13 protein-coding genes are annotated in these 12,098 nt (G+C 65.1%); all 13 read left to right on the plus strand.

Annotated elements, in window-relative coordinates; translation table 11 throughout:
* The first annotated feature begins 49 nt into the window (after nt 1–49).
* The 13 genes from P0D96_RS01595 to hypA are packed head-to-tail and all read left to right on the plus strand — an operon-like array spanning nt 50 to nt 12,016.
* Nucleotides 50–1,864 (plus strand): nickel-dependent hydrogenase large subunit, encoded by a 1,815-nt coding sequence (locus P0D96_RS01595; protein WP_408176541.1) that lies wholly within the window; start codon nt 50–52, stop codon nt 1,862–1,864.
* Complete coding sequence (locus tag P0D96_RS01600) at nt 1,861–2,472, plus strand: NifU family protein (RefSeq protein ID WP_408311019.1); 612 nt, start codon at nt 1,861–1,863, stop codon at nt 2,470–2,472. Before P0D96_RS01595 ends, P0D96_RS01600 begins: the two co-directional genes overlap by 4 nt.
* Complete coding sequence (locus P0D96_RS01605) at nt 2,469–3,107, plus strand: DUF5947 family protein (protein WP_408311022.1); 639 nt, start codon at nt 2,469–2,471, stop codon at nt 3,105–3,107. Before P0D96_RS01600 ends, P0D96_RS01605 begins: the two co-directional genes overlap by 4 nt.
* Nucleotides 3,100–3,759 (plus strand): DUF6084 family protein, encoded by a 660-nt coding sequence (locus P0D96_RS01610; protein WP_408176545.1) that lies wholly within the window; start codon nt 3,100–3,102, stop codon nt 3,757–3,759. The genes P0D96_RS01605 and P0D96_RS01610 overlap by 8 nt, the downstream gene beginning before the upstream one ends.
* Nucleotides 3,756–5,168, plus strand: a complete 1,413-nt coding sequence (locus tag P0D96_RS01615; protein WP_408311025.1) for a hypothetical protein — start codon at nt 3,756–3,758, stop codon at nt 5,166–5,168. Before P0D96_RS01610 ends, P0D96_RS01615 begins: the two co-directional genes overlap by 4 nt.
* On the plus strand, nt 5,165–5,716 hold the full coding sequence (locus P0D96_RS01620) for a hydrogenase maturation protease (protein ID WP_132374321.1): 552 nt from the start codon (nt 5,165–5,167) through the stop codon (nt 5,714–5,716). Before P0D96_RS01615 ends, P0D96_RS01620 begins: the two co-directional genes overlap by 4 nt.
* Nucleotides 5,717–5,776: 60 nt before the next feature.
* A complete protein-coding gene (locus P0D96_RS01625) occupies nt 5,777–5,878 on the plus strand; it encodes a DUF6893 family small protein (protein ID WP_408176547.1) in 102 nt (33 codons plus the stop codon).
* Nucleotides 5,879–5,902: 24 nt separating this feature from the next.
* A complete protein-coding gene (hypF, locus tag P0D96_RS01630; protein ID WP_408311028.1) occupies nt 5,903–8,314 on the plus strand; it encodes a carbamoyltransferase HypF in 2,412 nt (803 codons plus the stop codon).
* A gap of 31 nt (nt 8,315–8,345) precedes the next feature.
* A complete protein-coding gene (locus P0D96_RS01635; protein ID WP_132374323.1) occupies nt 8,346–8,621 on the plus strand; it encodes a HypC/HybG/HupF family hydrogenase formation chaperone in 276 nt (91 codons plus the stop codon).
* A gap of 31 nt (nt 8,622–8,652) precedes the next feature.
* Nucleotides 8,653–9,360: a D-sedoheptulose-7-phosphate isomerase gene (locus P0D96_RS01640; RefSeq protein WP_408311031.1), complete on the plus strand. Its 708-nt coding sequence runs from the start codon at nt 8,653–8,655 to the stop codon at nt 9,358–9,360.
* Complete coding sequence (hypD, locus tag P0D96_RS01645) at nt 9,357–10,586, plus strand: hydrogenase formation protein HypD (protein ID WP_408282041.1); 1,230 nt, start codon at nt 9,357–9,359, stop codon at nt 10,584–10,586. The genes P0D96_RS01640 and hypD overlap by 4 nt, the downstream gene beginning before the upstream one ends.
* Nucleotides 10,583–11,665 (plus strand): hydrogenase expression/formation protein HypE, encoded by a 1,083-nt coding sequence (gene hypE / locus P0D96_RS01650; protein WP_408176554.1) that lies wholly within the window; start codon nt 10,583–10,585, stop codon nt 11,663–11,665. The genes hypD and hypE overlap by 4 nt, the downstream gene beginning before the upstream one ends.
* Nucleotides 11,666–11,686: 21 nt before the next feature.
* Nucleotides 11,687–12,016 (plus strand): hydrogenase maturation nickel metallochaperone HypA, encoded by a 330-nt coding sequence (gene hypA / locus P0D96_RS01655; RefSeq protein WP_408311035.1) that lies wholly within the window; start codon nt 11,687–11,689, stop codon nt 12,014–12,016.
* Nucleotides 12,017–12,098 lie beyond the last annotated feature (82 nt).

Raw genomic sequence — 12,098 nt, forward strand, 5'->3', positions numbered from 1 at the left:
GCGGGATTCGCGTAGTCAGTGTCGTCAGCATAGTCAGCAGGAGAAGGTCATGGCCGTCAGCACCGCACCTGAAGCGACCGGCACCACCCAGGCAGCGCCGGGCAAGCTGGTCGAAATGAACTGGGATCCGATCACGCGGATCGTCGGCAGTCTGGGGATTTACACCAAGATCGATTTTGCGAACCGGCGGGTGGCGGAATGCTATAGCACCTCGTCGATCTTTCGCGGCTATAGCATTTTCATGAAGGGCAAGGACCCGCGCGACGCGCATTTCATCACGAGCCGGATCTGCGGCATCTGCGGCGACAATCACGCGACCTGCTCGGTCTACGCGCAGAACATGGCCTACGGCGTGAAGCCGCCGCCGATTGCCGAGTGGATCGTCAATCTCGGCGAAGCGGCCGAATACATGTTCGATCACAACATCTTCCAGGACAACCTGGTGGGCGTGGACTTCTGCGAGACGATGGTCAAGGAGACCAATCCGGGCGTGTGGGACAAGGCCCAGAAAACACCCGCGCCGCACGCGGACAAGCACGGCTATAAAACCATTGCGGAGATCATGACCGCGCTCAATCCGTTTACCGGCGAGTTTTACCGCGAGACGCTGATGGTGAGCCGCTACACGCGCGAAATGTTCTGCCTGATGGAAGGCCGCCACGTGCACCCGTCGACGCTATATCCGGGCGGCGTGGGCACTGTGCCGACCATTCAGCTCTTCACCGACTACATCACGCGCCTGATGAAATACGTGGAGTTCATGAAGAAGGTCGTGCCGCTGCATGACGATCTGTTCGACTTCTTCTACGAGGCATTGCCAGGTTACGAAGAAGTGGGCCGGCGCCGTGTTCTGCTCGGTTGCTGGGGCTCGTTCCAGGACCCGAACGTGTGCGACTACAACTACAACACCATGACGCAATGGGGCCGCGGCATGTTCGTCACGCCGGGCGTGGTGGTGGACGGCGAGCTGGTCACGACCGATCTCGTCGACATCAACCTGAACATTCGCATTCTGCTCGGCAGCTCCTATTACGACGACTGGGATCACGAAGAAACCTTCGTGAAGAACGACCCGCTCGGCAACCCGGTGGACCGCAAGCATCCGTGGAATCAGACTACGCTGCCGCATCCGCAGAAGCGTAAATTCGACGGCAACTATACGTGGGTGATGTCGCCGCGCTGGCTCGACAAGCGCACAGGCGATCACCTCGCGCTCGATACAGGCGGCGGTCCGATTGCGCGCCTGTGGGCCACCGCGTTGGCGGGACTGGTGGATATCGGCTATATCAAGGCGACTGGTCACAGCGTGAAAATCTACTTGCCGAAGACCGCGCTCAAGCCCGAAGTCGAGTTCGAATGGAAGATTCCGAAGTGGAGCAATGCGCTCGAACGCGATCGCGCCCGCACGTATTTTCAGGCCTATTCGGCGGCGGCAGCGCTGTATTTCGCCGAGCAGGCGCTCGCCGAATTGCACGCGGGCCGCACCCGCACGTTCAGCGATTTCACGGTGCCGGAAGAAGGCCTCGGCTGCGGCTTCCATGAGGCGGTGCGCGGCGTGCTCTCACATCACCTCGTGATTCGCGAGGGCAAGATCGCCAACTATCATCCGTATCCGCCTACGCCCTGGAACGCCAACCCACGCGATATTTACGGCACGCCCGGACCTTATGAAGACGCGGTGCAGAACACGCCGATCTTCGAGGAGAACGGCCCCGACAAGTTCAAGGGCATCGACATCATGCGCGCGGTGCGCAGCTTCGATCCATGCCTGCCGTGCGGCGTGCATATGTATGTGGGCAACGGCAAGACCATCGACACCTCGCACTCGCCGACCTTCGGCGTGATGCAGGGAGCGCATACGTGAGCGCCCAGACGAGCGACTCGCGCTCGGTCGCCGCCCAGCAACGCCGCATCGAGGAACTCATTGCGGCGCTGGAGACGCTCGACGATCCGCCTGCGCGCGAGAGCGCTCAGGAACTGCTGCAGGTGGTGCTCGATCTGCATACGAACGGGCTCGCGCGTCTGCTGGAAATCGTTTCGTCCGCCGGGGCGATGGACGACGCCATGCTCGAAGCGTTCGAACGCGATGCCAGCGTATCGGCGCTGCTGCTGTTGCACGGGTTGCATCCGCAAGATCTGGCGACGCGCGTATCGCGCGCGGTGGAGAAGATGCGGCCGCTGCTCGGCGTGCAAGGCATTCAGATCGAATTGCTCGACGCCGCCGAAGAAGCGGTGCGCGTGAAAGTGGCCGGGCGTCTCCAAGGCAAGCACAATTCGGTCGGCGAATTGCGGCAGGAAATCGAGCTTGCGATTTTCGAAGCTGCGCCCGAGACGATGCGCGTCGACATCGCGGGTTTGCAGGACGTCAACGTGCATGAACTGCGCTTCGTGCCTAATACGCACACTGACCCGCACGCCGAGCACACTGAGCACACCGAGGTAGCCAGCCGGACCGAGGCCGGCGCGCAATGACACCCGCCGCCGCCACGACGCGCGGCTGGGTCGCGGCCGTGCGCCATTTCGTGCGCCTAGCCGACGACGTGCATTGCGAGTTGTGCGGCGCGCCGCTGCTGGCCGACCATCCTCATCTGTTCGAAATCGCCAAACGCCAACTGTATTGCTGCTGCCGTGCCTGCGCGCTGCTGTTCGGCAATCAGCAGAACGCGCGCTATCGTCCGGTGCCGCGCGACGCGCGTTATCTCGACGGCTTTCGCATGAGCGACGCGCAGTGGGACGCGCTGGCGATTCCCATCGACATGGCTTTCTTCTTTCACGACAGTTCGGCGCAACGGATCGTCGCGCTGTATCCCGGCCCGGCGGGCGGCACGCAGTCGCTGCTGGATCTGCAGGCGTGGACCGAACTGGTCGCCGACAATCCGTGGCTCGCGCAACTGGAGCCCGATGTCGAAGCGCTGCTCGTGAACCGCAGCGAGGGCGCGCGCGAGTACTACCGCGTGCCGATCGACCAATGTTATGCGCTGACCGGCGTAATTCGCGCGCGTTGGCGTGGCGTCTCGGGCGGACGGCAGGCCTGGGACGCGATCCATCGTTTCTTCGCCGCGCTGAAGACTCAGGGCCGCGTGCCGGAGGGCTTGCTCCATGCCTGATCTCGGATTCACCGTCGAGTCGGCGGAAGTGGTGCCGTTTGCCGCGGCGCCGCTGCTGATGTTCAAGCTGCGTGTCGTCGATACGGCGGTTGACAATGCGCCGCAGCGCGAGATCGCCAGCATCACGCTGCAATGCCAGATCCAGATCGAAGCCGCGAAACGCCGCTACGCGCCCGCCGAGCAGTACGGTCTCGAAGACCTGTTCGGCATTCCGCCGCGTTGGGGCGATACGTTACGCACGATGCTGTGGACGCATGCGTCGGCAGTGGCGCCTCCGTTTACCGGCGAATGCACGCTCGATCTGCCCGTGCCGTGCAGCTACGATTTCAATGTAGCCGCCACCAAATATTTTCACGGACTCGAAGAGGGTGAGATTCCGCTGATGCTGCAGTTCAGCGGCACCGTGTTCTATCGCGAGGCCGACGGCGCATTGCAGGTCGCGCCGATTCCGTGGCACAAGGAGGCGGCGTACCGTCTGCCGGTGGCGCTATGGCGCGACATGATGGCTCGCTATTACCCGAGCGGCGCATGGCTGTGCCTGCATCGCGACGTGTTCGATCGCCTCTCGCGCTTCAAAACCCGTGGGGGGCTGACGAGCTGGGAGCAGGCGGTCACGAGCCTGCTCGACAAGCTCGAGGAGGACATATCGTGAACGCGGTCGAAAGCGTGGTGCAGGCGGTGCTGTACGAAGGCTACATGCTGTATCCGTACCGGCCGACTTCGGTGAAGAACCGGCAGCGCTGGACCTTCGGCGGCGTGTATCCGCGCGCCTATGCGGAGGCATCCGGCAGCGATCCGTGGGTGACGCAAAGCGAGTGTCTGCTGCGCGGCGGCGAACATACGCGCGTGGCGGTGCGGCCCGGGTTTTTGCAGGTGATCGAGCGGATGGTGCTGGACGTGTCGGAGAACGCCGCGGTGCGCCCGGAGTCGGGCGAGCCCGCGTGGCGCACGGTGCCTGGGCTCGATATCGACGAACGGCGCTATACGCCGTGGCAGGAAGCGGCTGAACGGCATCTCGCGCTGCCCGTGCTGGTGCTGGGCGAATTGCTGAACGCGCCGCGCGATATGCCGTTTTCATTCGACGCCGGCAGTGACCTCGAACCGCTGGCGGACCGGCATGGCACGCTGCGTGGCGCGCTGCGCCGCACGCGTGCGGCGCTGCAAGGCCGCGTCGAAATCAGTGCGGCGAGCGTGGCGGCGGGCGTCTATCGGCTGAAAGTGCGCATCGTCAACGAGACGCCGCTCGAGCATGTGCGCGACCTCACGCGCGACGCTGCTTCGCTGTATGCGCTGGTCTCGTGCCATACCGTGCTGAGCATCGAGCGCGGCACGTGGATTTCGTCGATCGATCCGCCCGACGATCTCGCGGCGGCGTCGGCCGCGTGCCGCAATATCGGCGTGTGGCCGGTGCTGGTCGGCGATGAACAGCGGCCCGACACCATGCTCGCCTCGCCGATCATCCTCTACGATTTTCCGCAGATCGCGCCCGAAAGCGCCGGCGATCTGTTCGACGCCACGGAGATCGACGAGATTCTCACGCTGCGCATTCTCACCATGACGGACGAAGAAAAGCGCGAAATGATCGCCACCGACGAGCGTGCTCGCGCCTTGCTCGCGCGCACCGAAGGTTTGGGCGCCGAGCAGATGCAGAAGCTGCACGGCACCTTGCGGCAGGTGCGCGCGCTCGACGCGGCGAGCGTGGGCGCGTCCATCTCCGCGGCGCAGACCGCCATGCCCGTCTCGCCGTGGGCCGAACTCGATGCGCGCCCGCATCTTGCCTGCGTGCGGGTCGCGGGCGTGGAGATTCGCATCGGCGATCAGGTGCGCTTGCGCCCGCGCGGCCGCGCCGACATCTTCGATATCGCGCTGAGCGGCATGGTCGCGACGATCGAATCGATCGAACGCGATTTCGACGACCACGTGCATGTCGCCGTGACTATCGACGACGATCCGGGCAAGGACTTCGGCGTGCAGCGCATGCCGGGCCACCGGTTCTTCTTCGGGCCGGACGAGATCGAGCCGCTCGGCCATGCTGCCGGCGCTCGGCGGGGGCTCGTATGAGCGCGATTCTGGTGGCCGGCATCGGCAACGTGTTTCTCGGCGACGACGGCTTCGGCGTCGAAGTGGTGCGGCGTTTGCAGGAACAGTTGGCCGCGGGTGAGTTGCCGGCATTCGCGGCCGGTGTAAACGTCGCGGACTTCGGCATTCGCGGCGTCGATCTGTGCTACGCGCTGCTCGACGGCGTGGACAGCGCGATCCTGATCGACGCGACGCAGCGCGGCGGCGCGCCCGGCACGCTATACGTGATCGAGCCGTCCATCGAAGAGTCGGGTGGCGCTGCGAGCGACGATCCGTACGCCGTGCCGATCCTGATGTCGCCGCATGAGATGGACCCGGCCAAGGTGCTGCAAACCGTGCGGATGCTCGGCGGCGGGTGCGAGGACATCGTCGTGCTCGGCTGCGAGCCGCAGGATTTCGGTTGCGAAGAGGGCGAAGAAGGACGGATGAGTTTGAGCCGCCCCGTGGCGGCCGCGGTGGAGCAGGCCGCCGAAGTGGTGGTGCGGCTCGTGACGGCGAGGCTGGAACAGCGCGCCGCGCGCGTGGCCTGACATGCGGGGTGCGCGAACACGTCATGCATACGGTGTGAAACGACTGAAGCGGGAGACATCATGAAAGGATTTTTCAAGTACCTCTTGTTGCCGGCATTGGTGGTCGGCGTGTTGGCGAATATGAAGGACATCAAGCGCTATATCCGCATCCGCAACATGTAGGCGACAACGGCCAGGGAGATGGCGATGAGCACGCATGCACAGCCCGCCGGGCAGGGTTCGGCGCAGCATCCGGCGGTCGTGGGACCGGTCGGCGAAGAGATCCGCGTGCGCGGACTGGTGCAGGGCGTAGGCTTCCGGCCGACCGTGTGGCGGCTTGCGCATGCCTGCGGCGTGGTCGGCGACGTCTGCAACGACAGCGACGGCGTGCTGATTCACGCATGGGGCGACGCGTGGATGCTGCAGCGCTTCATCGACAGCCTGAGTGCCGAGTGTCCGCCGCTTGCGCGGATCGACGCGATCGAGCGGCATCAATTGAACGAGGCGGCCGAGGCGAACGACTTTCGTATCGTGCCGAGCGTGAGCGGCCATGTGCAAACCGGCGTCACACCCGATGCCGTCATCTGCGCCGATTGCGCGGCGGAGATCGCCGATCCGGCGAACCGCCGCTACCGCTACCCGTTTACGAATTGCACGCACTGTGGACCCCGGCTGTCGATCATACAAGCCATTCCCTACGATCGCTCCAATACCACAATGGCGGCGTTCGTCATGTGTGACGCGTGTCGCGCGGAATACGACGATCCGGCCGACCGGCGCTTTCACGCGCAACCGGTTGCGTGCCCCGCATGCGGCCCGCGTGTCTGGCTGGAGAGCCGCGACGGCGCGCGCGTGAATGGCGACGACCCGTGCCGCGCGGCGAGCCTGCTGTTGCGGCACGGCGCGATCGTCGCGATCAAAGGCTTGGGCGGTTTTCAACTCGCCTGCCATGCGAGCGATGAAACCGCGGTCGCACGTCTGCGGCGGCTAAAACGGCGCGAGCGCAAACCCTTCGCGCTGATGGCGCGCGATCTGCAAGCCATGCGGCGGTATTGCACGCCGAGCGAGGCCGAATGCGCGCTGCTCGCGAGCGCCGGTGGACCCATCGTGATCATGTCCGCCGACGGCGCCGAATGCGTCGCGCCAAGTATTGCGCCGGGCGTCGGCACGCTGGGCTTCATGCTGCCGTCCTCGCCGCTGCATCGGCTGCTGACGGAGTCGATCGATTCCGCGCTCGTCGTGACGAGCGGCAACACCAGCGACGAGCCGCCGTGCATCGACAACGCGGACGCCCGCGCGCGTCTCGGCCGTATCGCCGATGTCTTCCTGATGCACGATCGCGACATTTCGCGCCGGGTCGACGATTCGGTGGCGCGCGTCGTGCGGGGTAGCGCGCAGATCGTTCGGCGCGCGCGCGGCTATGCGCCGGCGCCGCTGCTGTTGCCCGAAGGTTTCGCCGACACCCCCGCGGTGCTGGCGATGGGCGGCGAGCTCAAGAACACCTTCTGCCTTGCGCGCGATGCGCAAGCGATCGTCTCGCATCACATCGGCGATCTGGAAGACGCGCTGACGTATGCGGACTACCGCCGCGCGGTGGCGCAGTATCTGCGTTTGTTCGAATACGAACCGCAGGTGATCGCGCTCGACCTGCATCCCGAGTATCTGTCGCGCAAGATCGGCTACGAGCTCGCGCAAGCCTCGCAGATTCCCGTGGTCGAAGTGCAGCATCATCATGCGCATCTTGCCGCGTGCATGGCCGAAAACGGGGTCGCCTTCGATGCGTTGCCGATGCTCGGCGTCGCGCTCGACGGTCTCGGCTACGGTGACGACGGCACACTGTGGGGCGGCGAATTCATGCTGGCCGACTATCGCGGCTACACGCGTCTCGGCCGCTTCAAGCCGGTGGCGATGCCGGGCGGCACGCGCGCCATCGACGAGCCGTGGCGCAATGCCTACGCGCATCTGCGGGCTGCCTTCGACTGGTACGGATTTACGCGGCACTACAGCGGTCTGGAGATGCAGCAGTTCCTGAGCGGCCGTCCGCGGGCCGCGCTCGACGCGATGATCGCGCAGCGCGTGAACAGCCCGCTCGCGAGTTCGACGGGCCGTCTGTTCGACGCGGTGGCGGCCACGCTCGGCGTGTGCCGTGAGCGTGTGCTTTACGAAGGCCAGGCCGCGATCGAACTGGAGGCGCTGGTCGATCAGCACACGCTGCGCAACGATAGCGACGCGCATGCATATCCCTTCGAACTGACCAACACCGTGCCGGGTGGGTTGCGCTGCATCGAACCCCGGCCGATGTGGGAAGCCTTGCTCGACGATCTGCTGCGCTGCACGCCTGTGCCGGTGATTGCGGCGCGTTTTCACAAGGGCGTGGCGATTGCGATCGTGCGCATGGTGGAGTGTCTTGCCGACCTGCTGACCGGCCCGGCCGACGCGCGCAGCGTCGCGCTATCGGGCGGCGTGTTCCAGAACCGCATCCTGTTCGAACAGGTGGCAACGCGCCTTGGCGAGGCGGGGTTTCGCGTGCTGACGCATGGCCAGGTGCCGGCCAACGACGGCGGATTGTCGCTCGGGCAGGCGGTCATCGCGGCGGCGCGGCAGCGCGGCGAGGGTTGATGGTTGGCACGGGGGCAGAGAGGAGAGCGACATGTGTTTGGGCATCCCGGGGCAGATCGTCGAAGTGACGGATGCGGCGAACGATCTCGCGCTCGTCAACGTCGGCGGTGTGCGGCGCGTGATCAACATCGCGTTCGTGATCGATGAAGACCGGCCGGCGAGCGCGTGCGTCGGCGAATGGGTGCTGGTGCATGTCGGCTTTGCGATGAGCCGGCTCGACGAGCAGGAAGCGGCGCGCACGCTTGCGCTGCTTCACGAACTGGGCGTCGCGCAGGGCGAGATGGATGAGTTGCGCGGCGCGCCGTGAGCGCGCCATCGCCAGCACACGGAGACCGGCAATGCCCGAACATGAATCGCTGCAAGCGTTGTATCCGTTCCTGCATGGCGCGCATCAGGATGCGGAGCGGCTCGACGCGGCCCTGCTCGAATCGGTGCGTCGCAAGGCGCAGGACAGCGTGGATGCGAAGACGCGTTTCTTCGAGGAGAGCGCACCCGAGGTCGTGCGCGCGGCTCACGCCATTGCCGACGTGTATCGCCGTGGCGGCCGGCTCTTCGCGATGGGCAACGGCGGTTCGAGTTGCGACGCGGCGCATATCGCGGTCGAGTTTCTGCATCCGGTCACGACGGGACGTCCCGCGCTCACCGCCATCAATCTTGTCGCCGACATGGCCATGTTGACGGCGGTCGGCAACGACGTCGGCTTCAATCATATTTTCGTCCGGCAACTGGTCGCGCAGGCACGGCGCGGCGACGCGCTGATCGGCGTGTCGACGAGCGGCAATTCGGAGAACCTGCTGGCCGCGTTCGCAAAGGCCAAAGAGATGGAACTGCTGACCATCGGACTCTCCGGTCACGACGGCGGACGCATGGCCACGAGCGCCGCGCTCGATCATTGCCTCGTGGTGAGAAGCGACAGCATTCATCGCGTGCAGGAGACGCATGTCGCGATTTATCACATTCTGTGGGACCTCGTGCATACGCTGCTCGCCGACGACCGCGGCGGTCTCGGCGCTTCGCCAACGGCGGCCGCCGGAGGCACGCCATGAAATACGTCGATGAGTTTCGCGACCCGGAGAAGGCGAAAACGCTCGCGAGGGAAATTCGCGCGCTGGTGTCACGCATCGAGCGCGCGAAGCAGAGGCCGCTGCAAATCATGGAAGTGTGCGGCGGCCACACTCACACGATTTTCCGCTACGGCATCCAGCAATTGCTGCCCGACGCCGTGGAGTTCGTGCACGGTCCCGGCTGCCCGGTGTGCGTGCTGCCGATGGGGCGCGTCGACGATTGCGTCGCGCTGGCGGAGCGTCCGGAAGTCATCTTCACGACGTTCGGCGACGCGATGCGCGTGCCCGGTTCGAAGAAAAGCCTGCTCAAGGCGAAGGCCGACGGCGCCGACGTGCGCATGGTCTATTCGCCGCTCGACGCATTGAAGATCGCGCAGCTCAATCCGCAACGCGAGGTGATCTTCTTCGGCCTGGGCTTCGAGACGACCATGCCGAGCACCGCGATGACCGTCTTGCAGGCGCACGCGCGAAAGGTCACGAATTTCTCGCTGTTCTGCAATCACATCACGATCATTCCGACCATCAAGGCGATTCTCGACTCGCCCGATTTGCACCTCGACGGCTTTCTTGGTCCGGGACATGTCAGCATGGTAATCGGCACGCGGCCGTATGACTTCATCGCGCGGCACTATCGCAAGCCGATCACGGTGGCGGGCTTCGAGCCGCTCGACGTGCTGCAATCGATGTGGATGGTGCTCAAGCAGATTGCGGATGGCCGCTGCGAGGTCGAGAACCAGTATGGGCGGATCGTGCCGGAGGATGGCAACGCGCAGGCTTTGTCGGCGGTCACGCGCGTGTTCGAGACGCGTGAGTTTTTCGAGTGGCGTGGACTCGGCTCGATCGATCATTCCGGCGTGCGGATGCGCGAGGCGTTCGCGGGATTCGATGCCGAGCGCAAGTTCGCGGTGCCGAACGTGAAGATCGCCGATCCGAAAGCATGTCAATGCGGCGAGGTGCTCAAGGGCGTGATCAAGCCGCATCAATGCAAGGTGTTCGGCACAGCGTGTACGCCGGAGTCGCCGCTCGGCTCGCTGATGGTGTCGAGCGAAGGGGCGTGCGCGGCGTATTACAACTATGGGCGGATCGATACGTCGCGTATCGATGAACGGCGTGAAGCGCGGCAAGCGGCGGTTCAGGGCGGGGCGTGTCCTGGCGCGGGTAGCAGGGCCGATGTGGTTGGCGTGTCCGCCGTGCGAGGTGGCCCATGAACGATCGCGCTTCTACTTCGATCAAAGCCAGTGCGCCGCACCGCGTGCGCGACGCTACCGTCAATCTGGCGCACGGCAGCGGTGGCCGCGCGATGCGCGATCTGATCGAAGACGTGTTCGTGTCGAGCTTCGACAATCCCACGCTCGCGGCGCTGGAAGATCAGGCCGTCTTCGCGCTGGCCGATCTCGCCGCGCACGGCGACCGGCTCGCTTTTACAACCGATAGCTACGTGGTCGATCCGCTATTCTTTCCGGGCGGCGACATCGGCACACTGGCCGTGTCCGGGACGGTGAACGACCTGGCGGTGTGCGGCGCGACGCCTTTATACCTGTCGTGCGCCGTGGTGATCGAGGAGGGGTTCTCCGTCGATCTTCTGCGCCGCGTCGCGGCGAGCATGCAGCGCGTCGCGCTCGAAGCCGGCGTCGCGATCGTCACGGGCGACACGAAAGTGGTGGAGCGCGGTTGCGCCGACAAGCTGTTCATCAACACCACGGGCGTTGGCGTGGTGCGCCACGATGTCTCGATTTCGGCGCGCAACGCGCGTCCGGGCGACGTGGTGATCGTCAACGGCTGTCTCGGCGATCACGGCGCCGCGATTCTGGTGGCGCGTCAGCAGCTTGCACTCGAAGCCGACATAGAAAGCGATTGCTGTCCTCTCAACGGCCTGATCGCGGCGATGCTCGACGCGTGTCCGCAGATCCACTGTCTACGCGATGCGACGCGCGGTGGTGTTGCGACCGTACTCAATGAATTCGCGCAAAGTTCGAACGTGACGATACGGCTCGATGAAGCCGCGCTGCCCTTGCGTGAACAGGTGAAGGGCGCGTGCGAGATTCTCGGCCTGGACCCGCTGTATCTGGCCAATGAAGGCAAGCTGGTGGCCGTGGTGCCCGCGGACGCCGCCGAACGCGTGCTGGCGGCCATGCGCGCGCACCCGGTGGGACGCGAGGCGGCGGTGATCGGGACGGTTGAACGGAACGAGGCGGAGGCGAATGGGCTAGTCGTGATGCGGACCGTGTTCGGCGGGCAACGCATCGTCGATATGCTGGTGGGCGAGCAACTGCCGCGCATCTGTTGAGCGGCCAACGGGGAGTGCGCCGTGCACGAGTTGAGTATTGCGAACAGCGTCGTCGAGATTTGCGCGGAACAGGCGCACGGCGCGCGCGTGCGGTGCGTGACGCTGGAGATCGGGCAACTGTCGGCGGTGATGCCGGAGGCGATCCGGTTTTGCTTCGACGTGTGCGCGAAGGATACGGCGGTGGAGGGCGCGACACTCGAGATCGTCGTTATACCGGGCGAGGCGCGCTGTCTCACATGCGGCGCGACGCTCGCGGTCGACCTGCCATTTGGGCAATGCGCGTGCGGCAGCGAGAATCTCGAACTGGTTTCCGGTCAGCAGTTGAAGATCCGGAAGATGGAGGTGGTGTGATGTGTACGACATGCGGATGCTCGAATACGCAGAGCGCGGCAGTGACCGATCTGGATGAGGCGGTGGAGGCGGGGTCTCAGTC

The sequence above is a fragment of the Paraburkholderia sp. RL17-347-BIC-D genome (genome assembly GCF_046027915.1).
Classification (GTDB): Bacteria; Pseudomonadota; Gammaproteobacteria; order Burkholderiales; family Burkholderiaceae; genus Paraburkholderia.